Source organism: Salegentibacter sp. BLCTC (assembly GCF_015143665.1).
Classification (GTDB): domain Bacteria; phylum Bacteroidota; class Bacteroidia; order Flavobacteriales; family Flavobacteriaceae; genus Salegentibacter; species Salegentibacter maritimus.
Genome location: NZ_WYEW01000003.1, coordinates 505,969 through 530,545 on the forward strand (window position 1 = coordinate 505,969; position 24,577 = coordinate 530,545).

Consider the following 24,577-nt stretch of genomic DNA (forward strand, 5'->3'; position numbering starts at 1 on the left):
TTTTAAGTTAATAGGTAATAGTTTTAGCATAGGTAAGCTCAGAAGTGGCTAATATCTCAGCGATCTTCTTTCCTGAATCTCCATTCCCATAGATATTTGAAGTTTTAAAATGATGGGTGCCAATCGCTTTTTCGGTTGCTTTTAAAATTTCATTTAAATCATAATTCACATCCATTACATTTTTTGTGCGCAAACGTCTAAATTGCCTGTTACCAATATTCACCACAGGAACACCCAAATAGGCACATTCCCTTAAGCCTACACTGGAATTTCCAATTAAAGCTTTTGAATTCTTTAAAAGTCTTAGAAAGTCTTTTGGTTGCATATTCTTAAAAAAATGGATGTTTTTAGGTTTTTCAAGTTCTCTAAAAGCTCTAATTCCATTAGAAGTACCATCAGATCCTGCATCTACATTAGGCCAAAACCAAAAAGCAGGCATATCTAATTTTTTAACGGCTTTTAAAGTTTCGGTTATATGTGCTTTGGCTTGCTGATATTCGGTAGTAACCGGGTGTTGCATAACCACTATATAAGCGTTCTTCCAGTTTAATGCAGAACCTACGCCTCCATATTTTTCAATAGGATCAAAATCCAGTTGGGGACTTTCCAATATTTCTTTAGCCAAATCTATAGAGGGGCAGCCGGTGTTGATCACTTTCTCAGGGTTTTCTCCCAACTTTATAACTCTTTTTCGTGCATCTTCTGAAGCTACCAGGTGAAGATCGGCCAGTTTTGTATTGGCATGTCTTACTTTTTCATCGATGCTTCCGGTAACCTCCCCGCCCTGTATATGTACCAATGGAATATTTTGATAAGCGGCAGCGATAGAAGTTGCAATGGTTTCAAATCTATCGGCAATGCTCAGTACGGCATCGGGTTTTAGGTTATAAAAAACATTGGTAAGTTCCATAACCCCAAGCCCGGTAGTTTTAGCCATGGTAGTGGGATTTTCACCTTCCAGTACCATAAATACTTTTGCAGAGATCTCAAAACCATCTTTTTCAATAAAATCTATGGCATTTCCGTAGCGATCTAATAAAGCCGAACCTGCAATTACCAATTGAAGCTCTAATTTTGGATGCTCTTTTATGGCCGTAAGAGCAGTTTTTATCCTGCTATATGAAGGCCGGGCGGTAACAACAACGCATATTTTTCTTTTGGGCATTTTTGGTTGTTAGTTATGAATTATCGGTTAATTTCCTGAAGTCTTCCATTTGGCTGAAAGGCTGGTATCGCTAAAGTAGCAAATCTCTTCGGAAATGGCTTTTATTGTTTTTTGTTTTTATCCCGGGATTTTTGAAAGTAAAACTACGCGGCCACGAATGCACGAATTAATTAAGTCTTTAGTCAGTAGTCTGTAGTCAGGATTGTGTTTCATTTGTCAGTAGGCCTTAGAGTTATATGGTTATCATTTAAAACCTCTAGACTAAACGAGCGCGGTAATCTTTTACTGAAATTTTTAAATGTGAAAAATAAAACTACCGACTACCGACTAGAGACTAGAGCCTACCGACTAGAGACTACAGCCTACAGGCTACAGGCTAAAGTCTAAATACCAACAACTCCCCACTAAACATATTTTCGATATATTTGAAGTTCCGGTCCCGGAGTTACTACTTAAAATTTACAGTTTTATATTTTGAAAAATCACCGACAAACTTCTTTCCAGGGAAAAGAAATTCCGTTATTCTTTTGGAGTGAGATCAAATTTATTTTTAGGGATAAAGAGAATTATGGAGATTTACTATCAAAATACCTGGCAGAAAAAATTAGTGGTAAACCAGTAAAATTTGTTCAGCCTAAGAAACAGCCGTGGTATAAACGGAATAAAACAAATTTTCTGGCGGTTGGAAGCATTTTACATCATGCCGATAAACATAGTATTGTTTGGGGCAGCGGAATTATAGATCATGAACAGGAAATTGCAAAAGCCGATTTTAGGGCTGTTCGGGGGCCACAAACCAGGAATTTTTTACTGAAACTCGGTTATAAGTGTCCCCAAATATACGGTGATCCGGCACTTTTGCTGCCGAAATATTATAATGCAGAGGTTAAAAAAGAGCATAAAATTGGGATTGTTCCACATTACCACGATTATAAAAAAGCTTTGGAGCTCTTTCAAAATAATCCGGCCATAAAAGTAATAGACTTGCTTACTTTAGATGTAGAGGAAACAACCAGGGAGATAGTAAGCTGTGAAAATATTATTTCTTCTTCTTTGCACGGGCTTATCGTGGCGCATGCGTATAAAATCCCGGCGCTTTGGGTAGAATTTTCAGATAAAATCTTCGGTAATGGCATAAAATACCGGGATTATTTTGAATCTGTAAACCTGGCATATTATAAAGCCGACTTTATAGAAACTGGAAAATCGGTTGAAGAATTACTGAAATTAATGCAGGACAAACCGCTGTTACCGGAAGATAAAAAGCTGGAAGAAATACAGGATGGTTTACTGGGTAGTTGTCCTTTTATTTAAGTTAATGTGCAGACTTATCACGAAAAATATTCGTAATAAAACAGGAACAAAGTCTAAGCTTGAGAAACCCAAAACTCAAAGTTTACAAAATTTTAAATCAATTTCTTACGATCTATGAAAAAAGGGTCAGACTATAAAAAGTCTAACCTCTGTTGTTTTAACTTTACATACTTTGCGAGATAGTGTCTTTTAAAAAATGGGCTTTTAAAAGCTGAAACAATACTTCCAAAAATCATAAATAAACCCCTTACCCGAAGTCAGTTAAAATTTATCGAAAACCGAACTCTTTCGATATTTAAAGTGGATTATTCGTTTGGGGATGTTGCAATTCAAGCTCTATCAGTTCCTACTTTTGGATCTCTTTTGGTATGTAAAACAGCATGAACAAATACAATATTGTTTTCTATTGTATAATAAATTCAAACGGAAATTTTTCAGTGAAACAAACCCTAACACTATTGTATCTCTTTTGGTAATGTTCGGGATTTTCCTTTAGTATTTCCATGGATTTACTAATTTCCTTTAAAAAAAGTTCGGTAAGATGAGTAGCATGAGAGTAGAACCATTTAACAGTTTCAGATATGTCCTGTTCTGCTAATGGTTTTACAATAATTTTATAGCTCATATTCTTTTTTCAAAGCATCCTGTATTTCTTCCCAACTCTTTCCCTCTTTTGGATTTTCCTGATGATATTTTAAACGCTTGTCAAGAACTTCTCTATAAGGTTTAGGCAATAATTCACCTTCATCAGCTTCTATAATAGCATTAATTATCATCAACATACGATCATCAGCACGTTCAATATATTTTCGGATCCGGTCTTTAATCTCTAATGTATCCATCTTATTGCTTTATTTCAAAAGTACAAAAATTGTTTTTGCTTTTTGTTTTTTATTTGTTCTTTATATTCTCAATATCAGTAAGTTAATTGGTTTTTAATGGTTCTGTATAAAAACATGAACATATTTGAACCTTATTTCCGGATAAGAATTTCAAAAAATTAAAGCTTTATTTTCACTGCCCGGCTGAACAGTTCCGAATTAACGAATTTCCAATCAGTCAATTACCGATTTATAAAACCTAATATTCTCCTCCACAATCACCTTTGTAGAAAACTTCTCCATAACCCGCTGTCTCGCTGCTTTGCCCATTTTCCCTGCCAGTTCCCTGTTGTTAAGCAATACAAGGACTTTATCGGCATAATTGGCGTGGTTTTTAGGATTTACAGTGAATCCAGTTTTACCATCTATCATAACCTCTTTCGCCCAGCCGATATCTGAGGTGACTACAGCTTTTTCCATAGCCATCGCCTCCAGCCAGGTCATGGGGAGGGCCTCGGCAAAACTAGGTAGGGTGATCACTGCAGAGCGCATTATTTCTAGCTTTACCTGCTCATAAGACAGGCTTCCTTTCCAAACCACTTTGTCCCGACTTTCTTTAGTCAGGATTTCTTCAAACAGCTCTTTTGTAGACTTTCCGGTATGTATATCCCTAACGTCTTTTCCTACCATAACTAAACGGGCGTTGGGATTGTTTTTATGAACTAAATTAAAAATATGAGCGAGTTCCAATACTCCTTTCTTTCTGATAATACTACCAAAATACAGAATATTGCCGGGTGCAGATTCCGTGATGTTCGGCTTAAAAGTATTGGTGTCTATAGAATTCGGGATAATTTTAATGTTCTTTTTTAGCTTAAAAAGCTCTCGGGTTTTATCAGCTGTATACCTGCTCACAGAAAGTAGGTGATCGGCATTTTTTAAGGCTAGTTTTTCGAACCAGAAATTTTTTTTCTTTTGAGGCCGTCCTTCAAGTTTACAGAAATAGGAATCGCTGCCGTGCATTCTTAATACTAACGGACAGGTCAGATTTATAAAAGCTGTAATCCCAGTCCAGTCAGGAGCTTCAATGGTATCGATTTTTTCTTTCTTAATAATTTTGTTAAGGTAAGATTCTAAATATTTTCGGTAACGGTACCATCCTAGAAAATTATAATTTCTTTGTTTAACAAAATGAAATTTAATGCCCGCTTCTTCAAATACTTCATCTGTCTCCTGCCCGTACACGATAAGGCTAATACGATGTTGTTTTTTAACCAATTCTTCCGCCAGGTTTTTTATACTGGTGCCCAATCCGCCCGATGGGGTTGATTTTGGGTGCGGGTATTCTGGTGTAAGGAAGGCGATGTGCATATTTAGTTTTGAGTTATCGGTTCTCAGTTTTCAGTGTGTTTTGATCCAGAATAATCTCTAATTTTCTCCAAATCCTTTCCGAAGCTTTATCTGCCGGAAAAGTATTTATTTTTTTATACCATTCAAGGGCTTTTTCAATTTTCTGCATTGGATTTTTTAAAGCTTTTTCCAGTTTTGCCGGGATTTCTTCTTTTGAATTTAACCAAAATACTTCTTTGCCGGTGGGCATAGACCTGAAGTGCACAAAATCATAGACCTTTTTATGGCTCCAGGAAGCCTTTGTTTTGGCTTTTACCTCATAATTAAGGTACAAACAAGGCTTTTTGAAAATAGCAAAATCAAAAACCATAGAAGAACCTAAATTTACTACCAGTTCTGAGTGCAAAATTGTATTTATTTGAAGTTTAAGATCTTCCTTTTTGGGCAATACAGAATTCCAATTATCCCCGGTTTTTTTCCAAATGGGGGCTATGGATGTAATGATTTCTCTATGTTTTTCTAAAACTCCATCGTAGCGGTTTGAAAAATCTACAGGACAGCGTCTGAATATGATTTCTAAGTTATGGCCTTTTGCATTTAATAGCTTTATAGCATAGGCCAGGTCATTTAAATATGCCGGATCATCTGGTGAGGTGGTAATATCGTCGCCACTAAAACAGATATACTTTTTTGTATAATCGAGTCCATATTCTTTAAAAAAATCTTCCCGGCTTTGTCTCAAATCGGCGTTATAATGAGGCTCAAACTGTGGGGTTCCGGTTATATGTACTTGCGGTTCCTTTATCTGCGGGTAATATTTTAATAATTCAGCCTTCATATATTCGCTCCAAACAAAATAATAATCGGTTTCCACTACCATAGTGGCTTTTGGTAAATTGTCCCAGGAAAAGATAAAAGTAGAAGTAGGGATTTTAAGATCCTGGGCGGCGGTAAGTGGAGCGATAGCATTAACCGGCCGCTGATTGGTGCAAAATACCAGGTCTGGCTTTTCCTCCTGCAGTATTTCTTTACACTTTTGGTAATAAGCTCCTTTACGTTCGGAAGACTTCATCTTAATTCTTAGCCTCTGTAGTCCCTTTTCACCTTTATGAGTGGCTACTAATCCCTGAACTATTCCGGTTTTTATTTTTGCTTTAAGATTTTGGTGGGAATTTGCGAACTTATAGGTTTGATAGACCGGGTCTTTGAATTTTCGACTAAAATAATTGAGTTCAGCCTCAATTTTTGCTCTTTTTAGCAGGTCGGTTTTTGCATTTGCCCTGCCCTCCAGTTTTATCTCTTTATACCCCAGTTTTTCTAAATTAAAAGGAGTATGATTCCAAAAAATCACTTCCCAACCCATTTGCTCCCCGATTTCCACGAAAGAGGTAAAAGCAAAATTTCGCAGGCCAACCCCATCGGGTAGGAGGATTAATATTTTCTTTTTTGAATTCAGGGTAGTTGATGCTTAGCTTGGATTCAAATATAGGATTTTTTGTAAAGGAGTGTTTTAGAATCCAAAAATTGATAAAACTATAACTATACTGAACATCTACCTTATTTTGTTTCAGAATAAGTGCTCTTCTCTTTTTGGGAATATCTAATAATAATCTAAACTTTTATATCTTGGTCTCTTAAAGAATTTGATGAAAAAAGCATTAATAACAGGTATTACCGGCCAGGACGGAGCTTACCTCGCCGAATTGTTGCTGGAAAAAGGCTATGAAGTTCACGGTATAAAGAGAAGGTCTTCCCTCTTTAATACCGAGCGTATAGACCATCTATATCAGGATCCGCACGAGAAAAACATTAAGTTTAAACTACATTTTGGAGATCTAAGTGACTCCATGAATCTTACTCGAATAATCCAGGAAGTACAACCCGATGAGATTTACAACCTGGGAGCGATGTCTCATGTTAAGGTAAGTTTTGACACTCCCGAGTATACCGCAAATGTAGATGGGACGGGAACTTTACGACTTTTAGAAGCGGTACGGCTTTTAGGGCTCAGTGAAAAAACCCGTATTTATCAGGCTTCAACCTCAGAATTGTATGGTAAAGTGGCGGAAACACCGCAAGATGAGAAAACGGCGTTTTATCCGCGTAGCCCTTATGGGGTGGCCAAACTTTATGCCTATTGGATTACAGTGAATTACCGGGAAGCCTATAACATTTTTGCCTGTAATGGAATTCTTTTTAACCACGAATCTCCACGAAGAGGAGAAACTTTTGTTACCCGAAAAATTACCAGGGCTGTGGCCCGAATGGCACTGGGACTTCAGGATTGCCTGTACCTCGGAAATTTAGATGCCAAAAGAGATTGGGGCCACGCAAGGGATTATGTGCGGGCCATGTGGCTGATGTTGCAACAGGATGAACCCGATGATTATGTACTGGCAACGGGAATCACCACCAGTGTAAGGGAGTTTGCAAAAATGGCTTTTGCAGAAGCCGGTATTGAAATAGGCTTTTCAGGAAAAGGTACAGAAGAAGTTGGAAAAGTTATTGTATGTGAAAACCCTGATTTTCAATTGGAAATAGGCAAAACATTGATAAGAATTGACCCCGATTATCATAGGCCTACAGAGGTAGATTTATTATGTGGGAATGCCGAAAAAGCTAAAACTAAATTGGGTTGGAAACCGGAATATGATATTAAAATGCTAGTGAAAGAAATGGTACTTGCCGATCTTGAGTTTTTTAAAAAGGAAAAACTTCTTGATGCTAATGGGTTTAAGGGATTAAATTACCACGAATGATGCTGAAAGATTCAAAAATTTATATTGCCGGACACCGTGGAATGGTAGGTTCGGCTTTGGTGCGAAAACTTGAGGCAGAAGGTTTTAAAAATCTATTGTTTGCCAGGCGTAAGGACCTGGACCTTACACAACAACAAAGCGTAGCCGAATTCTTTGAAAGGGAAAAACCGGAATATGTTTTTCTTGCTGCTGCCAGGGTAGGTGGTATTGTTGCCAATCAAAATCATCCTGCAGGTTTTATGTATGAGAACCTGATGATTCAGAATAATATAATCCATCAGAGCTATCTTTCGGGAGTGAAAAAATTATTGTTTTTAGGTTCTTCCTGCATTTATCCAAAGCATGCACCGCAACCCATTAAGGAAGAATATTTGTTGACCGGGGCTTTAGAGCCTACCAATGAGGCATATGCCCTGGCGAAAATAGCGGGTCTAAAACTATGTGAGGCTTATACTAAAGAGTATGGCTGTGATTTTATTTCGGTGATGCCTACAAATTTATATGGTCCCGGAGATAATTATGATCCTGAAAACTCGCACGTTCTACCTGCATTACTTCGTAAGTTTCATGAAGCTAAAATAAAAAGTGAGAGAACAGGTAGTAATGAACCTGTTCAATTATGGGGTAGCGGTACACCCAAACGGGAATTTTTGCATGTAGATGACCTTGCTGAAGCCTGCTTTTTTTTAATGCAGCGAGCGTCTGTTAAAACTGCTCTGAATATAGGAACCGGGAAGGATATTAGTATTTTAGAACTTGCCGAGCTCATTAAAAAACTTACGGGTTATAAAGGGAAGATTGTACATGATCTTAGCAAGCCCGACGGTACCCCCAGAAAGCTTCTTGATGTATCTGAAATTAATAAGTTGGGTTGGGAAGCTAAAATTTCGCTTCATAAAGGGATTGAGCAGGTTTATAAAGATACGTTTTTGTAGTTTTTAAAAAATCCGGCTTCGACTTTCTGAATAATCGTCCTCCCGGCCGCTTATTCAGGCTCAGCCTGACATTCCTGGTTTGTAAAAAAGCAATTATTAAAACGATTTGTCACACTGAGCCGACGACTTTGGAGTCGAAAGTCGAAGTGCTTGTTAGTTGGTCGCTAGATTTTAAAGTTTAAAAAATCCGGCTTCGACTTTCTGAATAATCGTCCTCCCGGCCGCTTATTCAGGCTCAGCCTGACATTCCTGGTTTGTAAAAAAAGCTAATTATTAAAACGATTTGTCACACTGAGCCGACGACTTTGGAGTCGAAAGTCGAAGTGCTTGTTAGTTGGTCGCTAGAGTTAAAGTTAAAAAAAGCCGGCTTCGACTTTCCATATTCCAGCCCTCTTGGCAGAAATATGGGCTCAGCCTGACATTGCTTCGACTTTCTGAATAATCGTCCTCCCGTTCGTTTATTCAGGCTCAGCCTGCCATTCCTGGTTTGTAAAAAAACAACTATTAAAACGGGTTGTCACACTGAGCCGACGACGCAGGAGTCGAAAGTCGAAGTGTTTGATAGTAAGCTACTAGAGTTGCCCCCCTTTCTGTAGCTTAGTTTTTAATGCAGGAAAGATCTCTCCCAACATGGCAAGCATCAATAAAAGCTCTAAACTTGCTTGTGGCATTCGAAACCGAAAACCGGAATAGGTGACCACGCTAATTGCAATGGTAGAGAATACCAGGGCTATGGCAAAAGAACGCAAGTATTTATTTTTTGAAAAGAATACATAAAAGATTAGCGTAAAAAGTGCCAAAACCTGGAAAATAACACGACCTGTTTCCAAAAAACCGGGCCGGGCCGTTTCGGGAAATGGATTAAAAGCACTTATTAATTTTTTTCCAATAATTGGAAAAATAAGATCGGGGTTGGTTTTGATAAAATCTAAGGTAGCATCTTTGTATAAATTCATTCTTGCTACTTCATTGCGAGATTTCTTTTCATTAAAACTATAGTCCTTTAATACAAGGGTCTCATCGGCAAGATCACCTTTTGTATTGGTATGTAGACGAGGAACATCTTTATTCCAGCCTTTAGCCATTACAGCTCCCGAAGAGGTAGTAAGCACAACCTGGTTTGCGTCCAGTACCATATAATTTCTAATAAACCATACAGATACTACAGAAATGCAAATAATTGCACTTATAAATAATTTTTTAAAACTGAATTGCTTGTAAATAAAGAGGGCGAGCCAAACTGAAAAGGGTAAAAATAAATAATAGGGATGCGAAAGAATTATAATTCCCGCAACCAAAGATTGGATAAAAAAACCTTCTTTTTGTTGTATATACCTTATCAGCAAATAAACCCACAAACTCATAAAAAAGAAGGTTATGGGTTCAGACAGGAAGACCCGGGAATATAATTGCCAGGCGGGATGAATGGCATATAGGAAGCAACCAAAAATGATAAGAACCTCCTTTAACTTTAAAAGTTTTAGCGTTTTATAGACGATAAAAATCCCCAATAAATGGAGTAGGAATTTAAAAATAAGAATATAGGTGAGATTGTAACCGAATAAAATAAATATGCCGGCTATTAAAAAAGGCCAAACAGGAGGTCGAAAGGCTGTGGGTTTGGCTTCATTTACTTTAAGATGTTCTATTTTGTTTGTTTTAAACAGTTCTAAAAGCTCCCCCCGGTTAAATGAAGTATGCCCATATACTCCCGTTTTTCCAAGGCTTGTTGCCAGGTGAATGTAATCAAAAGCATCACCATTTGCTTCATATTTTAAAGAGTTTGAAACTTTGAAATTATATATTAGAATAACAAAGAGGGGAATTCCGCATATGATTTTAAAATTTCTTATATGAATGGGTTGAAACGTCAAGCCGGTTTATTTTCGTCCTATTATTATAGTAGATAAGCCAAACAGGTTCAGGCTTAGTTTATCCAGAATCTTCCAGAGAGGAACCAATTTGTTGTAAATCTTCATTTGTGATGCTGGAATCATATCTTTTTTTAGAATCTTTCCACTAAAAAACCAACCTGTAATGCCAATTAAATTAAAATATCGTGAATGTAAAATTTCAAGGTTGTTATCCTTGAACAATTTAGATAAAGACTGTTTAGTGTACCTACGAAAATGCCCCAGTTCTTCATCAAATTTATTATAAAGGCTGTTATAAGAAGGAACCAAAATAATTAATTTACCACCTTGTTTTAATAGTTTTTTACAATTTTCGATTGCAAGGCGGTCGTTTTCTATATGCTCAATAACGTTAAGAGTAAAAACAGAATCAAAATAATTTAAATATTGTTTATACTTATTATCGAAATCAGGATGCACTAAATCTATTGTATCTACTCCTAGTAAATTAGGGTACATTCCAAATTTCTCCCTTAAAACCGAACAATATTCACTTCGAAAATCGGTTAACATAATTTCAGATCCTTCTTTAAGAAAGAAATTAGAGATATTTCCCAGTCCGCTGCCAATTTCCAGAGTCTTACCTGTTGTAAAAGGAAAAATAGTTTCAAACATCCATTGGTTGAAATTATCAGCTTCACCAATAATATCAAGTGTTTCTTTACCTTTTTTATCGGAAATAGCTTCAATTTTCATCTGAAAATATTGTATTTAAAAATGCAGTACATCGCCCTCATCGCATCTTTCCAATTTATTTTTTTTCCTTCAGCATAGGTACGCCCGTAATAAGAGATGCCAACTTCGTAGATTCGTATACCCGGAATTCTGCTAATTTTAGCCGTTACCTCGGGCTCAAAACCAAACCTTTTTTCTTTTAGCTCCAGTGATTTTAGCACATCGGCCCTAAAAAGTTTATAGCAGGTTTCCATATCGGTTAAATTGAGATTGGTAAAAGCATTGCTTAGAAAAGTAAGAAATTTATTGCCTATAGAATGCCAGAAAAATAGAATACGATGCGGATTTCCGCCCATAAAACGAGAACCATAAACAACATCGGCCTTACCACTAAGCATCGGTCTAAGTAAATGTTTATATTCTTGCGGATCATATTCAAGATCGGCATCCTGGATAATGATATAATCTCCACCGGCAAGTTCAATTCCTTTGTGTAATGCGGCTCCTTTTCCCAGGTTCACTTCCTGGCGGTGATAAACAATGGCTAAATTTGGGCTTGAATTGATAAAATTATTCACTAATTCGGCTGTGCCATCGGTAGAATGATCATCTATAATAATGAGTTCTTTTTCCAGTGGAAAATCCAGTGCCAGTTTTTCCAGCTCTTCTAAAATGGGAATAATGGTTTTTTCCTCATTGTAGGCCGGGATAATAATGGATAGTTTTTTCAAGTAGTTGGTTAAGTTTAGCTTATAATCTAAATTTAAAAGCTCTAAATTTTGCCCCGAAATTTAAAAATATCCGTGCATTACCTCGTGGACTTTCCACAGGTAAGTTTACCCAAAGATAAATTTTTTTGAAAACAATTTTATAATGAAATAGATTCAGCATATTTTTCAATAAAAGCCCTAACACTAAAATTTTTCTTAATTTCACCACAAATTTCTTCAAGCTTTGCAACAACCGGAAGACGATTGGCTCTACGAGATAAGCCCCAAACGTAAGATTATAGACCTGAACTTTAAAGAGATTTGGGCGTATAGGGACTTGTTGATCCTTTTTGTAAAGCGCGATATAGTCACTGTTTATAAACAAACCATCCTGGGGCCGTTATGGTATTTTATTCAACCCCTATTTACCTCGATAATCTTTACCCTGGTATTTAATAATATTGCCAATATCCCTACCGGTAATGTTCCCCCCTTTTTGTTCAACCTTGCCGGGATAACAGCCTGGAATTATTTTAACCAAAGCCTTACACAAACCTCCGGTACCTTTAGGTCTAATGCCGGGATTTTTGGAAAGGTTTATTTCCCCAGGGTGATTATGCCTTTAAAAACGGTGATTGCGGGATTGTTTAAATTCGGCATCCAGTTAAGTATTTTTGTGGTCTTTTATGGGTATTTTTTATTGAAAGGTTATCATTTACAACCGAATATAAATTTGCTTCTCCTGCCGGTTTATGTATTAATGATGGCATTATTGGGACTGGGAGCAGGAATGATAATCTCTTCGTTTACTACAAAATATCGCGATCTTAGCGTGCTGGTGGGCTTCGCAACTTCTTTACTGATGTATATCTCGGCCGTACCATACCCTTTAAGCGAGGTGTCAGAAAAAATACCGGAGTTGGCCTGGTTGGTGAATTACAATCCCCTGGCACAAATTATTGAAGGCTTTAGGTATATGCTTCTGGATACAGGGATGTTTAGCTGGAGCGGATTTTTCTATACCCTTGGATTTTCTGTGCTACTTTTTTTAATCGGGCTTATTGTTTTTAACAGAACCGAAAAGAATTTTATCGATACGGTCTAAAAACACAGTTTCCGACAGGCAGTTTTTTAGTATGCAGTAAGCGGTCTCAGTTGGCAGTGGCAGTATGTAGCGATTTAAAGCTCTGGTCGCTATGCTGGAGGAAGATAGATGCAATCTCCCTGGTAAAGTAACGAACCGACCAGGTTGGAATTGAACAATTAAAATAAACAACTCTAAAAAAGGCAAGCATATTCAGGCAAGGTCAAACCGACAACTGACAACTGATAACTCCTAACCGAAAATCCCATAAATTTTTATTACTTTTCCGGCATAATCGCCATTGTCCATGAATTATAAGGGAAAACTTAGTCGCTGTAAAGATTGAGATTAATCTCATTAATATTTTCAGGATAAATTATTACTGCAAACAGCTTACTTCATATTGTGCAAATTATAGGAATGTGCTTATATTTATTTTAATTGATATGAGTTTTTCAATTTATGGGCGTACCAATGAATAAGTTATAATCTTATCTTGCTAAAGTATTTGTACTTGAAAATAATAATATCCATTTCATAGATTGTTTACGTGAAAGTGCAACAATTTGTTATCGAAATATCTTTAACTTATAATATATAGGAGAAGCTTTTTAAAGGGAAGTTTGAAGAATTATGATTTACAATAAACTGTCTCTTGAAAAATAAACGAAATTCAGAGTTGAGTGATTTAGAAACTTATCAGTATCCAAAATTGGCTATTGTAATTCCATATTACAAATTAAGCTTTTTTAATAAAACCCTATCATCTCTGGCAGGTCAAACAAATAAAAATTTCAATGTGTATGTTGGAGATGACGCATCACCTGCCAATCCAAAAAGTATAGTTTTAGACTATAAAAAGCATTTAAATATTTGCTATCATAGGTTTGATTGTAATTTAGGAGGGGTTTCTCTAACTAAACAATGGGAGCGTTGTATTGAGTTGATAGATGAAGAGTCTTGGGTTATGTTGTTGGCAGACGATGATTATTTAGAGAAAAATTGTGTAGAACAATTTTATAAACATCTTGAAAAAGCCGAAGTTAGAAATATTAAGGTGATACGTTTTGCTACAAGAGTATTTGATGAGAACTCCAATGAATTCTCAAAAACATATACACATCCGGAATTGGAGAAATCAACTGATTTTTTTTATAAGAAATTTCTGGGTTCTTCTAGAGGTTCTTTATCCGAGCATGTATTTAAAAAAGAAGCTTACTCAAACTATGGCTTTAGGCATTTTCCTTTAGGCTGGGGTGCTGATACTTTTGCATGGTTAGATTTTAGTGAGTTTGGGTATATTTACACCATCAACTCTGCGTCTGTGATATTTAGAATGTCATTGGAGAATATATCAAGGGCTAATTACATGACTGAATTGAAAAACAAAACCCGCTATCATTATTTCTCCATCATCATATTTCTTCATTTAGAAAAATTTCGTGTCTCCCAGCGTTTAAAACTACTATTGTTTTATGAGCAACTTGCAAGACATGCTAAACAGACGGATCTAAAGTTTTATTTTAAAATGATACCACTAATACTTAGACATGGTGGAATAATGGAATCTATTAAATTTTCAAGAAGGTGTATTTTTTATAATTTCAATTTATGAGCGTATTAACCTCCATAATCATACCCACTTATAACCGTGCGCATTTAATAGGGGAGACTTTAGATTCTGTTATCGCTCAAACTTACCAAAACTGGGAATGCATCGTCGTTGACGACGGCTCTATCGATTATACAGCAGAATTGCTGGATTTTTACTGTGCAAAAGATACTCGCATCCATTATTATACTAGACCGCAAGATCGTTTAAAGGGCGCCAATGCCTGTAGGAACTACGGGTTTGAAATGAGTAAAGGTTATTATATTAATTGGTTTGATAGTGATGATGTGATGGATCCTCATCTTCTGCAGGAAAAAATTGAACTTTTAAAATCAAATTCCACCTACGATTATTGCTTGTCTTCAATGCGTTCTTTTTCTGTAAAAGAAGGGAGAAAGCAATTTTTTAAGACTACTTATGTTCGTTTTAAAGAGGTGTTCCGGGATTATGTTATGGGAAAGTTTTCGGCAGGAACTCCAAGCATACTTTGGAAGAGAGGCTTGTTGATAAAGCAAGACCGACTTTTTGATGAAAAAATTTCTAATTCCCAGGATTTAGAATTTTATAGCCGTATTTTTTTTTCTAATAAAGATATTGCTGTGCTGCAAACCCCTTTGATATATTTTAGAACTCACGAAATTTCAATTTCAGAAGAATTTTTTTCTTATAACGGAACTCATCTAAACTCTTATCTGGAGGTAAGGAGAAGAATAATAAATATGGCTGATAATGATTCAGGTATCTTAACACATACCCTTTTAAACATACTGGCCGTTTTTAGAGCTTGCCTCACCAATAAAAACTATGCAGGTTGTGAAAAATGCCTTTTATTTATTGAAGATCATAATAATAGGAATTCACAAATCTCAAAACTAAGCATCCTAAGAATTAGAATGTTGTATTTTCTTTTTAAATTAGTAGGTAGAGGTGATACAAGATTTAGAAGATATCTTAAGATTAAAGTTGGATGAATGCTACTTTTTGAACTTAACTGCCATATTGAACGCTAAGCTTCCCTTAACCCCAAACTTAAAAACCGATAAATTTTAGTACTTTTCCAGCAGAAAAAATACTGCAAACTGCTTACTCCAATACTGTAAAATAAGCCATGGGTACCATTTTAAAAGCTGAAAATATCTCGAAGCAATACCGACTGGGAAAAGTTGGTACGGGTACTTTGGGTGACGATCTAAAACGCTGGTGGTATCATCTTCGTGGAAAAGAAGATCCTTTTTTAAAGGTAGGTGGGGTAAACGATAGAAGTGCCAAAGCTACCGAAGATTATATTTGGGCCTTGCGCGATATTAATTTTGAAGTAAAGCAGGGAGAAGTTTTAGGAATTATTGGTAAAAATGGCGCAGGAAAATCTACTTTACTTAAGTTACTATCTAGAGTAACCGCTCCCACTACCGGTAGTATTAAAACTAAAGGGCGTATTGCGAGCCTTTTGGAAATAGGTACCGGCTTTCATCCGGAACTTACCGGGCGGGAAAATATTTTTATGAATGGTGCTGTATTGGGGATGACCAAAGCAGAAATTAAAACCAAACTCGACGAAATTATCGCTTTCTCGGGCTGTGAGATGTATATAGATACTCCTGTAAAACGCTATAGTAGCGGGATGACCGTAAGATTGGGTTTTGCCGTAGCCGCACATCTCGAACCCGAGATTCTGGTAGTAGATGAGGTGCTGGCCGTTGGAGATGCTGAATTCCAAAAAAAAGCCATTGGGAAAATGCAGGATCTTTCTACCGGAGAGGGGAGAACCGTTATTTTTGTAAGTCATAATATGGCAAGTGTAAAAAGTCTTTGTGACAGGGGTATCGTGTTAGAAAATGGATTGTCTGTGTTTGAAGGCGAAGTGGAAAAGGCGATTAATTTCTATTTATCTAATGAAAGAAAAGTAATACCAAAAGATTTAAGCACTGTAGAAAACCGAAGTGGAACACGACTTGCGAAATTTAAAAGTTTTGAAATTATTCATCCTAATGGACAATCAGTCGAAAACGTATTAAGTGGAGACTCCGTAATTTTTACTTTTACTCTTGATATAATTAATCCTAATAAAAGTTTGAAAGTCGATTTGGGTTTCTCAATCCATACGCCAGATGATGAATTAGTATCAGTTTTATACAGCTCTTATCAGAATGAAGTAAAGCATTTGGAGGGAAGCGGTTGTTACACTATGGAATGTAAAATTGAAGAGTTACCTCTAAATGAAGGCGAATATATTGTGAAAGGGCGCATAGAATGTGATAAGGTAGAATCAGATTGGCCTAAATTTCCTTTGGGAAAATTTAATGTGGTAAAAGGAGACTTTTATAAAACAGGTAATCTTGGTTTTAATGGAAAATCAAAACTGCTAATAAAAGGGGAATGGGGTTTAAAAATTTAAAGCAGTTAATTTTAAAATTAACTCCGCAAAAAATCATTAATCTTTATCAGTCACCACTGAAATCTCCTCAGGAAGATCTTTATTCCACACTTTCCTATTCACAGGAAGGTGAAGATTTAATTTTAAAACGGCTTTTTGATGGACAACAAAAAGGGTTGTACGTAGATGTAGGGGCACATCATCCTAAACGTTTTTCAAACACCTATTTATTTTATAAAATGGGATGGCGAGGCATTAATATAGATGCTATGCCAGGCAGTATGGAGAAATTTAAAGAAGTACGACCGGAAGATATCAATATTGAGGCCGCAATTTCAGATAAAGATGAATTATTAACTTATTATATTTTTAATGAAACTGCCTTAAATACTTTTTCAAAAAATGAAGCAGAACAAAAGGCGGGAAAGGGCAATTATATAGTTATTGATGAAATAAAGATTAATACAATTCCTTTATCTCAAGTTTTAAATAAGCATTTAGATAGTAATAAGCAGATTGATTTTCTGAATATTGATGTGGAGGGATATGATTTTAAGGTTTTAGATTCAATAGATTGGACAGTTTATAAACCTTCAGTTGTTTTAATAGAAGTACTTAATATAGATTTAGAAAACCTAATTGATAGTAAAGTATATAAATTTCTAAGGGAAAGGGCATATAAAATGATTGCGAAAACCTTTAACACCTTAATATTTATAAAAGAAAAGTGAAAAATTTAGCTCCCATAGTACTATTTGTATATAACCGTCCCTGGCATACAAGGCAGGTGCTTGAATCTTTAAAAGCCAATACCCTAGCAGGGGAGAGTAAGCTATATATTTTTAGTGACGGAGCGAAACAGAATGCTGATCAAAATGAAATTTCCTGGATCTATGAAGTTAGGGAGCTAATACGTGAAAAAAGATGGTGCGGAGAAGTTAAAATTATTGAAAGAGAACAAAATTTAGGATTAGCAGACTCTGTTATAACAGGTGTTTCAGAAATAATTGAAAAACATGAAAAAGTAATAGTTCTTGAAGATGATATCGTTACGGGAAAATATTTCCTGAAATTTATGAATGAAGCTCTTCAACTCTATGAAAATGAAAAAAAGGTTTTTGGAATTTCAGGATATAAATATCCCTCTTTAAATATAATCAAGAAACCTACGTACTTTTTACCTATTGCAAGCTCTTGGAGTTTCGGAATCTGGAAGGATAGATGGGATAAAGTGAATTTTAATGGCATCCAGTTATTGAAGGAAGTTGAAGATAGAAACTTTCAACAAAAACTTGATTTTGGAAGCAATGCATTTTATGGAATGTTGAAAGATCATATTGCTGGTAAAAATGATTCTTGGGCAGTTAGACTCTATGTGTCTATGTTTTTAGAAAATGCATATTTTCTTTATCCTAATAAATCTTTAATTGAAAATATAGGTTTTGATAATAGTGGAGTTCATTGCGGGTACGATGACTATTATTCTAAAAGCAAAATGTCAAATGATAGAGTTGAGGTTGTAAAGAGGAACGTAGAATTAAATAGAAAAGTCATCAAAAACATAAAAAAAAGTTTTAACGTAAAGTTTAAACGTAAGAAATCTAAGTTTTCTTTAATGAAGAGTTTTGCTTCTAAGATTCTAAGACGGATGAATTTAATTTGAATCAAATGTAATCTAAGGATTTATGGAGTGTAGAATTTGTTCTAGTAAAACAAAAAACCTTTTTTTTAAAAACCTTTTAGGGAAGTATAAGGTGAATTACTACCAATGCAAAAAATGTAAATTTCTTCAAACCGAAGAACCTTATTGGCTTGATGAGGCTTATTCTTCAGGGGCTATTAGTGCTTTGGATACCGGGATTATTTCCCGAAATCTACTATTAAGGAGAAAAACCACAAATATTTTGCTTAAACTGTTTAATGATTTTTTAGATTTTCGAGCTTTAGATTATGGAGGAGGAGAAGGCATATTCACACGTATGATGCGAGATTTAGGTTATAATTTTTACCGTTATGATCTATACGCAGATAATCTTTATGCTAGATTCTTTGATTTAAAAGATATACCTAAGGGAATCCGATTTGATATTTTAACGGCTTTTGAAGTTTTTGAACATTTGGTAGAACCTCTTGACGAAATTAAAAGGATGCTGAATTTTTCAGATGTTTTACTTTTTTCTACAGAGTTACAACCATCAGAAGAAAAAAAAGAATTAGAAGATTGGTGGTATGTAGCTCCTGAAACAGGTCAACATGTTTCCTTTTATAATGTGACATCATTAGAAAAAATCGCAGATATTTTAGGTCTAAACCTATATACGGACCGTGTCAGCCTACATATACTCTCGAAAAATGAATTAAAAAATCCGTTTATAAAAAATGAGGATATTTCTATTAAACCAAATTTAGCCAGGCGGATTATCAAAAGGTTATATAATCGTTTGAATAAAATTGAGGATAAACATAGTTATACACAATTACCTCCTTCTCTGACATTGAAAGACTTTGAATTTGTTAAAAGGAAGCTTAATAATCAAGAGAACAAATCAAAATGAAAATTCTCATAGATAATCAGGTTTATGAAAATCAAAAATTTGGTGGGATTAGTCGTTATTTTAATGAATTGCAACGTGAAAATAGCGATATTGAGAGAATGCCGCTCTTTCAATATAGACCTCCGGCAAAACAAAGTATATATGATAGGCTAAGGTCTAAATTGAAAATTACTCCTGTTGGGACGAAAAAGAAAAGCTCTAAATACGAGTTTTATAATGCTCAGTTAAATAGACTGGATTTTGATGTTTTTCATCCAACTTATTATAATAATTATTTTTTGAAAAGCCTTAAAAAACCCTTTGTGCTTACGGTTCATGATATGATTCACGAAAAGTTTCCTGAATATTTTGGTTCCAGTCCCGATTCAATAAACAAACGTCGACTTTGTGATGCGGCAGATAGAATAATTGCAATTTCAGAAACAACAAAAAAAGATATTATCGAAATTTTTGGGACCTCGGCGAATAAAATAGAAGTGATTTACCATGGTACTAATTTTAAATCTATTCAGGCTTCAAAACCTAATTTTAATTTTGAGATAAGAGAATATCTTTTATTTACAGGAAACAGGAGTGTTTATAAGAATTTCTTAACTTTTTTAATTGCTGTAGCTCCATTGATTCGTAAAAATAAAAAGCTAATTCTTATTTGTACAGGGCCTAACTTCAATGCTATTGAAAAAAAATGGATTAATGATTTGCAACTTAATCACATTGTAAAACATTATTACTGTAGTAATGACAATGAGTTAGCATATCTATACCAAAATGCGGAATGTTTTGTATTTCCATCTTTGTATGAAGGTTTTGGATTGCCATTGCTAGAGGCTTTCGCGACACAATGTCCTGTAGTAACTAGTTCCGGAGGATCACTAAAAGAAATTGCTGGTGATGCAGCTGTTTATTTTGATCCTAAAGATGTTGAATCTATAAGGACCTCGATTATCAAAGTATTATCTGATAAAGGGTTGAAAAAGGAGCTAATAGAAGCAGGAGAAGACCGATTGAATGATTTTTCATGGGATAAATGCCGTAAAGAAACAATGGATTTATATTCAAGGCTTATTTAATTTAGAAGAAAAATACTAATATAAAGTTCATAGTTAAAAAACCACTCATTGCTGAAATTGCCTTTAACCAGTGTCTTGAAAAGATTAGATTTCGAAAATTTAGAGAATCTTTTTTAGTAATTATGTAAGATGGATTTTTGAGTGAATAATGAAAATATAATTTTATGCTGTAAATTTTAAAATCAAATGCCTAAATCACCTTTAATATCAATTATTACCGTAAACCTCAATAACCTGGAAGGTTTAAAAAAAACCATGAAAAGTGTTCTTGAACAAAGATGGCAGGAATTTGAATATATTATAATTGATGGTGGCTCTTCTGATGGAAGTAGAGAGTTTATAGAAGCTAAGAAGGATAAAATCGACTATTGGGTGAGTGAGCCCGATAAAGGGATTTATAATGCTATGAATAAAGGAATAAAAGCTGCTAATGGAGAGTATTTATATTTTTTGAATAGTGGCGACAATTTGAACGGTAAGGATATACTTAATCAAGTTAAGGATAAGATTAAGCTTTTTGATTTAATATACTTTAACATTGATATTATAAAGGGGGAAACAAAAAAAAATGTTTCGTATCCATCAAAATTGCGTTTCACCTATTTTATAAATGCAACTCTTTGTCATCAGGCGATATTAATTAGAAAGGAGTTATTTTTAATTGCAGGAAAATTTGATGAAAACCTATCAATTGTTTCAGATTGGAAATTTCTAATCCTCACCTTATTTAAACATAATTGTACTTATTTAAAAGTTGATCAAACTCTTTCTACTTTTTATCTTGATGGCATAAGTTCAAATCCAAAAAATTTTAATAAAATAAATAAAGAAAAAGAAGATGTTTTAAATGAACACTTTAGTGCAATTCTTCCAGAGATGGAAGAACTAAAACAAATTGAATTTATTTTGCGGAATTTAAGAAAATCTAAAAAAATAAACTTGTTAATAAAGTTGGGAATGTTAAAGAAGTTCTGAGATAATAGGCTGTTTTTCCAACTCTCATAATACTTTTAAAGGTAAGAAATGGTAAATCGTACATAATTACGCATCCATTTGGAAATATTTTTTAATGATTTAAAAAATCAATGAATATTAAAAATTTAAATCTTCAGTTTTAGCAGAATTGGATAGATTTTATGTTAGATTATTAACTTAAATTAGGACATTAGAATTAGACGATGTTTGAAGATAAAGTTTCTATAATTATTCCCTGTTACAACGATCATCTATATATCCAGGAGGCAGTAAATTCAGCTTTAAACCAAACTTATGAGAATATAGAAATTATTGTTATTGATGATGGCTCAAATAAACAGACCAAAAGGATTCTTAATCGACTGAAACCGAAAATCGATAAATTGATTACTCAAGGAAATTTGGGTGCGAGCGCTGCAAGGAATAATGGTATTGCAGCTTCAAGCGGGAAGTTTATTATGATTTTGGATAGTGATGACTATTATGAAAGTGAGTTTTGCACAAAAGCTATAAATGTCTTTAATAATAAGACAGGTGTCAAACTCGTAAGTTGTTACGCCCAATGGTTTAGTGAAGAAAATGCGAGATTATTTAAACCTACAGGTGGTATATTGGCAGATTTTCTTCTAAAGAATTGTGTTCTTAGTGTGATTTTTAGAAAAAAAGACTTTGATCTTGTGGGAGGCTATGATGTCAATATGCAAAAAGGGTTTGAAGATTGGGAATTTTATATAAGGCTTCTAAAAAGCGGAGGTCATGCTTCGATAATTCCCGAAGTCCTCTTTAATTACAGAAATAAGCAAAATTCCAGAAATGAAAAGGCTAATCTTAAAAAATATGATATTCTGGAGTATATTTATAATAAACATGCAGATTTATATAAAGAACATTTCTCTTTATTTATTCATGAATGGTTAAAATCTAATAGAAGAAGTGAAGCTTTTAAGCAACAGGTTATGGATAGTTTGGACTATAAAATTGGTAATAAAATTTTAAAGCCTTTTAGGTTCTTAGGCCTTTTTAAAAGAAAACAGAATTAATGGCTCAAATATCAATTATAATGGCGACTTTCAACAGAGCTGCTCTGATTTTGGAGAGTCTGGATGCAATTAAAAATCAAACTTTTTTAAATTGGGAATGCCTAATTATCGATGATGGAAGTGAGGATAATACAGCTAATGTTGTTGATAAGTATACTTCCAAAGATTCGCGCTTTACTTATCTTCCCAGATCAAAAGATTATAAAAAGGGTTTGCCGGGGTGTAGAAACCAGGGCTTAGACCTGGCTAGGGGAGAATTTGTTATTTTCTTTGATGATGACGATATTCCTCATCCGCAATTGCTGGAATTAACAGTAGCTGAATTGCAAAAGTCTAATTATGATTTTTGCAGATACCTTAGAGATACCTTTTACGGCCAGTTTATGAGAAAAATTGAGTTTATTGAAAGTTATACCACAAACAAAATTGATTCGGGAGATTTGGAAGCTGTGATTGAAAACGAAATTCCATTTAATTCCTGTCAAGTAATGTGGAGAAAGTCAAGTATAGCTAAGAGTAGATTTGAGGAAAGTCTTATGTATGCCGAAGATTGGGAGTTTTACACTCGGATTTTAAGCTCAGGTCTAGAAGGTATTACAATAAATAAACAATTATATTTTGGCAGGAAACATCGAAATTCAAACACGGGAGAGTTTTATAGAAAAGATAAAAAACGCCTGTCTTCAAAAATCACCGGTTCAAATTTAATTATACAGCATCTTGGAGAAAAAAAGTTGCTTTCAAAAAGACTTAAAAAATTCTTTATTCAATTGGGATTTCAATTAAAATCGCTGGAAATTATAGATAACACCCTTCATTATTCAGGGGCAGGTTTTTTTGAAAAGCTTAAATATACAATTGGTTTTAAAACATATCCGGTTTTGCGCCCGCTATTTTTGCTAAAAGGAAAAATCTTTTCCCGATAATATGCTTACAATGCGTTTCCCCGCATTTCCGTCCCATAAATCGGGAATCTTTGTAGTTTTTAGTTTTGGATCGCTAAATAATTTCTCTAAGGTTTTTTTAATTGCTTTGGTCTGGGTTCCGGCAAGTATATTAGTGCCTAATTCTATGGTTTCAGGACGTTCGGTATTCTCTCTTAGAGTAATACAGGGAACATTTAAAATCGTGGTTTCTTCGGTAATTCCGCCAGAATCAGTAAGCACGGCTTTGGCATTGGCCACCAAATAATTAAAATGCAGGTAGCCAAGCGGCTCAATTAAAAATAAATTTTCGTTTTTAAAATTTAGACTTTTGATAATAGCCTTTGTTCTGGGATGTACCGGAAAGATAACCGGGAGATTATTAGAATTTTCTAAAATACAATTAATAGTACCTTTTAATTGTTTTTCTTCGTCTACATTGGCCGGCCGGTGTAGGGTAAGTATAAGATAGTTTCCTTTCTTAAGATCTAAACGATCCCAAATCTCAGGTTTTTGGAATTTTGTTTTAAATCTTAGGAGAGTATCAATCATAGTATTGCCAACAAAAAATACCTGTTCTTTGTTTTTTCCGGTTTTAAAAAGATTTTCTGAGGCCTGGAGAGTGGTTGTAAAAAAATAATCGGTTATACTGTCTATTAGTATTCGGTTAATCTCCTCGGGCATAGACCAATCATAAGAGCGTAGTCCGGCTTCTACATGTACAATTTTAAGCCCCATTTTTTTGGCTGTAATGGCACATGCCATACTGGAAGTAACATCTCCCACTACAAGACATATATCGCTTTTTTCCTTGCGCAAAAGATTTTCATAAGCTAGCATGATCGCTCCGGTTTGTTCGGCCTGGCTTCCACTTCCAACCTGAAGGTTTATTTCCGGACTGGAGATTTCAAGGTCTTTAAAAAAATTACCGCTTAAGTTTTTATCATAATGCTGTCCGGTATGAATAAATCGATATTTTATATGTGGTCCATAGGTTTCTATAGCATGAATAATAGCAGCAATTTTTACAAAGTTGGGCCTTGTTCCGGCTATAAGGTCTATTTTCATTTAGAGAATCTATTTAAGCGAATTTAGGAAATTGTTCCATCACCTGGAAACGGTTTAAAAAGGTTCTCGATACAGCTTTGCTTCACTCTCTTTCCTCGAACTTACGGGTGTCGTTACTTCGAGTGTCCCGACGCGAGTCGGGATGAATCGAGAAGTATTGGAATACAGTGTTGCAAATTCTATCTAGAAGTAATAGCTTTACACTAACTACCCGGATTATTCCAAAATGCCTTG

At 34.9% G+C, this 24,577-nt stretch carries 22 protein-coding genes; 14 read left to right on the forward strand and 8 right to left on the reverse strand.

Features of this window, described 5'->3' with window-relative positions; all coding sequences use genetic code 11:
• Positions 1-7: 7 nt before the first annotated feature.
• Positions 8-1,165, reverse strand: coding sequence for a UDP-N-acetylglucosamine 2-epimerase (neuC, locus tag GUB10_RS05605; RefSeq protein ID WP_193710446.1), 1,158 nt, complete (start codon positions 1,163-1,165; stop codon positions 8-10).
• Between the two features lie 474 nt (positions 1,166-1,639).
• Here neuC and GUB10_RS05610 point away from each other — a divergent pair, with 474 nt between their 5' ends.
• The gene (locus GUB10_RS05610) at positions 1,640-2,479 is read left to right on the forward strand and encodes a polysaccharide pyruvyl transferase family protein (RefSeq protein WP_227740311.1); all 840 of its coding nucleotides are present in this window, start codon (positions 1,640-1,642) and stop codon (positions 2,477-2,479) included.
• Between the two features lie 614 nt (positions 2,480-3,093).
• Here GUB10_RS05610 and GUB10_RS05620 read toward each other — a convergent pair.
• From GUB10_RS05620 to GUB10_RS05630, 3 genes are all read right to left on the reverse strand, one after another.
• Positions 3,094-3,321 (reverse strand): addiction module family protein, encoded by a 228-nt coding sequence (locus tag GUB10_RS05620; RefSeq protein WP_193710448.1) that lies wholly within the window; start codon positions 3,319-3,321, stop codon positions 3,094-3,096.
• A gap of 213 nt (positions 3,322-3,534) precedes the next feature.
• Positions 3,535-4,671: a glycosyltransferase family 4 protein gene (locus tag GUB10_RS05625; RefSeq protein ID WP_193710449.1), complete on the reverse strand. Its 1,137-nt coding sequence runs from the start codon at positions 4,669-4,671 to the stop codon at positions 3,535-3,537.
• 13 nt (positions 4,672-4,684) lie between these two features.
• Complete coding sequence (locus GUB10_RS05630; RefSeq protein WP_193710450.1) at positions 4,685-6,013, reverse strand: CDP-glycerol glycerophosphotransferase family protein; 1,329 nt, start codon at positions 6,011-6,013, stop codon at positions 4,685-4,687.
• A gap of 283 nt (positions 6,014-6,296) precedes the next feature.
• Here GUB10_RS05630 and gmd point away from each other — a divergent pair, with 283 nt between their 5' ends.
• Both gmd and GUB10_RS05640 read left to right on the forward strand, forming a co-directional pair.
• The gene (gene gmd, locus GUB10_RS05635) at positions 6,297-7,409 is read left to right on the forward strand and encodes a GDP-mannose 4,6-dehydratase (RefSeq protein WP_193710451.1); all 1,113 of its coding nucleotides are present in this window, start codon (positions 6,297-6,299) and stop codon (positions 7,407-7,409) included.
• Entirely contained in the window at positions 7,409-8,344 is a 936-nt protein-coding gene (locus tag GUB10_RS05640) for a GDP-L-fucose synthase (protein ID WP_304610892.1), read from the forward strand. Before gmd ends, GUB10_RS05640 begins: the two co-directional genes overlap by 1 nt.
• A gap of 572 nt (positions 8,345-8,916) precedes the next feature.
• Here the strand turns inward: GUB10_RS05640 and GUB10_RS05645 are convergent.
• The 3 genes from GUB10_RS05645 to GUB10_RS05655 are packed head-to-tail and all read right to left on the reverse strand — an operon-like array spanning position 8,917 to position 11,663.
• A complete protein-coding gene (locus tag GUB10_RS05645; RefSeq protein WP_193710452.1) occupies positions 8,917-10,218 on the reverse strand; it encodes a glycosyltransferase family 39 protein in 1,302 nt (433 codons plus the stop codon).
• A 6-nt stretch (positions 10,219-10,224) separates the two neighbouring features.
• The gene (locus tag GUB10_RS05650; protein ID WP_193710453.1) at positions 10,225-10,953 is read right to left on the reverse strand and encodes a bifunctional 2-polyprenyl-6-hydroxyphenol methylase/3-demethylubiquinol 3-O-methyltransferase UbiG; all 729 of its coding nucleotides are present in this window, start codon (positions 10,951-10,953) and stop codon (positions 10,225-10,227) included.
• Positions 10,950-11,663, reverse strand: a complete 714-nt coding sequence (locus GUB10_RS05655; protein ID WP_193710454.1) for a glycosyltransferase family 2 protein — start codon at positions 11,661-11,663, stop codon at positions 10,950-10,952. The genes GUB10_RS05650 and GUB10_RS05655 overlap by 4 nt, the downstream gene beginning before the upstream one ends.
• Before the next feature lie 223 nt (positions 11,664-11,886).
• Here GUB10_RS05655 and GUB10_RS05660 point away from each other — a divergent pair, with 223 nt between their 5' ends.
• The 11 genes from GUB10_RS05660 (at position 11,887) to GUB10_RS05710 (ending at position 23,278) form a co-directional block, all read left to right on the forward strand.
• On the forward strand, positions 11,887-12,747 hold the full coding sequence (locus tag GUB10_RS05660) for an ABC transporter permease (RefSeq protein WP_193710455.1): 861 nt from the start codon (positions 11,887-11,889) through the stop codon (positions 12,745-12,747).
• 634 nt (positions 12,748-13,381) lie between these two features.
• Positions 13,382-14,341: a glycosyltransferase gene (locus GUB10_RS05665; protein WP_193710456.1), complete on the forward strand. Its 960-nt coding sequence runs from the start codon at positions 13,382-13,384 to the stop codon at positions 14,339-14,341.
• Positions 14,338-15,309, forward strand: a complete 972-nt coding sequence (locus GUB10_RS05670) for a glycosyltransferase family 2 protein (protein WP_193710457.1) — start codon at positions 14,338-14,340, stop codon at positions 15,307-15,309. Before GUB10_RS05665 ends, GUB10_RS05670 begins: the two co-directional genes overlap by 4 nt.
• 137 nt (positions 15,310-15,446) lie before the next feature.
• Positions 15,447-16,733: an ABC transporter ATP-binding protein gene (locus tag GUB10_RS05675; protein ID WP_193710458.1), complete on the forward strand. Its 1,287-nt coding sequence runs from the start codon at positions 15,447-15,449 to the stop codon at positions 16,731-16,733.
• Complete coding sequence (locus tag GUB10_RS05680; protein WP_193710459.1) at positions 16,715-17,443, forward strand: FkbM family methyltransferase; 729 nt, start codon at positions 16,715-16,717, stop codon at positions 17,441-17,443. Before GUB10_RS05675 ends, GUB10_RS05680 begins: the two co-directional genes overlap by 19 nt.
• Positions 17,440-18,375: a glycosyltransferase family 2 protein gene (locus GUB10_RS05685; protein ID WP_193710460.1), complete on the forward strand. Its 936-nt coding sequence runs from the start codon at positions 17,440-17,442 to the stop codon at positions 18,373-18,375. The genes GUB10_RS05680 and GUB10_RS05685 overlap by 4 nt, the downstream gene beginning before the upstream one ends.
• A 22-nt stretch (positions 18,376-18,397) precedes the next feature.
• Positions 18,398-19,267, forward strand: a complete 870-nt coding sequence (locus GUB10_RS05690) for a class I SAM-dependent methyltransferase (RefSeq protein WP_193710461.1) — start codon at positions 18,398-18,400, stop codon at positions 19,265-19,267.
• Positions 19,264-20,337 (forward strand): glycosyltransferase family 1 protein, encoded by a 1,074-nt coding sequence (locus GUB10_RS05695; protein ID WP_193710462.1) that lies wholly within the window; start codon positions 19,264-19,266, stop codon positions 20,335-20,337. The genes GUB10_RS05690 and GUB10_RS05695 overlap by 4 nt, the downstream gene beginning before the upstream one ends.
• 186 nt (positions 20,338-20,523) lie before the next feature.
• Positions 20,524-21,312, forward strand: a complete 789-nt coding sequence (locus tag GUB10_RS05700) for a glycosyltransferase family 2 protein (RefSeq protein WP_193710463.1) — start codon at positions 20,524-20,526, stop codon at positions 21,310-21,312.
• Between the two features lie 203 nt (positions 21,313-21,515).
• A complete protein-coding gene (locus tag GUB10_RS05705; protein ID WP_193710464.1) occupies positions 21,516-22,352 on the forward strand; it encodes a glycosyltransferase in 837 nt (278 codons plus the stop codon).
• A complete protein-coding gene (locus tag GUB10_RS05710; RefSeq protein ID WP_193710465.1) occupies positions 22,352-23,278 on the forward strand; it encodes a glycosyltransferase family 2 protein in 927 nt (308 codons plus the stop codon). The genes GUB10_RS05705 and GUB10_RS05710 overlap by 1 nt, the downstream gene beginning before the upstream one ends.
• On the opposite strand, the gene wecB is transcribed toward GUB10_RS05710, so the two are convergent.
• Complete coding sequence (gene wecB / locus GUB10_RS05715; protein WP_193710466.1) at positions 23,252-24,343, reverse strand: non-hydrolyzing UDP-N-acetylglucosamine 2-epimerase; 1,092 nt, start codon at positions 24,341-24,343, stop codon at positions 23,252-23,254. The two genes, GUB10_RS05710 and wecB, sit on opposite strands and share 27 nt — an antisense overlap.
• Positions 24,344-24,577 lie beyond the last annotated feature (234 nt).

Excerpts from the sequence above, each read along its gene's own strand:
- neuC (WP_193710446.1), bottom strand. The coding sequence starts at position 1,165 with ATGCCCAAAAGAAAAATATGCGTTGTTGTTACCGCCCGGCCTTCATAT.
- GUB10_RS05620 (WP_193710448.1), bottom strand. The coding sequence starts at position 3,321 with ATGGATACATTAGAGATTAAAGACCGGATCCGAAAATATATTGAACGT.
- GUB10_RS05625 (WP_193710449.1), bottom strand. The coding sequence starts at position 4,671 with ATGCACATCGCCTTCCTTACACCAGAATACCCGCACCCAAAATCAACC.
- GUB10_RS05630 (WP_193710450.1), bottom strand. The coding sequence starts at position 6,013 with ATGGGTTGGGAAGTGATTTTTTGGAATCATACTCCTTTTAATTTAGAA.
- gmd (WP_193710451.1), top strand. The coding sequence starts at position 6,297 with ATGAAAAAAGCATTAATAACAGGTATTACCGGCCAGGACGGAGCTTAC.
- GUB10_RS05640 (WP_304610892.1), top strand. The coding sequence starts at position 7,409 with ATGCTGAAAGATTCAAAAATTTATATTGCCGGACACCGTGGAATGGTA.
- GUB10_RS05650 (WP_193710453.1), bottom strand. The coding sequence starts at position 10,953 with ATGAAAATTGAAGCTATTTCCGATAAAAAAGGTAAAGAAACACTTGAT.
- GUB10_RS05670 (WP_193710457.1), top strand. The coding sequence starts at position 14,338 with ATGAGCGTATTAACCTCCATAATCATACCCACTTATAACCGTGCGCAT.
- GUB10_RS05675 (WP_193710458.1), top strand. The coding sequence starts at position 15,447 with ATGGGTACCATTTTAAAAGCTGAAAATATCTCGAAGCAATACCGACTG.
- GUB10_RS05680 (WP_193710459.1), top strand. The coding sequence starts at position 16,715 with ATGGGGTTTAAAAATTTAAAGCAGTTAATTTTAAAATTAACTCCGCAA.
- GUB10_RS05690 (WP_193710461.1), top strand. The coding sequence starts at position 18,398 with ATGGAGTGTAGAATTTGTTCTAGTAAAACAAAAAACCTTTTTTTTAAA.
- GUB10_RS05695 (WP_193710462.1), top strand. The coding sequence starts at position 19,264 with ATGAAAATTCTCATAGATAATCAGGTTTATGAAAATCAAAAATTTGGT.
- GUB10_RS05700 (WP_193710463.1), top strand. The coding sequence starts at position 20,524 with ATGCCTAAATCACCTTTAATATCAATTATTACCGTAAACCTCAATAAC.
- GUB10_RS05705 (WP_193710464.1), top strand. The coding sequence starts at position 21,516 with ATGTTTGAAGATAAAGTTTCTATAATTATTCCCTGTTACAACGATCAT.
- GUB10_RS05710 (WP_193710465.1), top strand. The coding sequence starts at position 22,352 with ATGGCTCAAATATCAATTATAATGGCGACTTTCAACAGAGCTGCTCTG.
- wecB (WP_193710466.1), bottom strand. The coding sequence starts at position 24,343 with ATGAAAATAGACCTTATAGCCGGAACAAGGCCCAACTTTGTAAAAATT.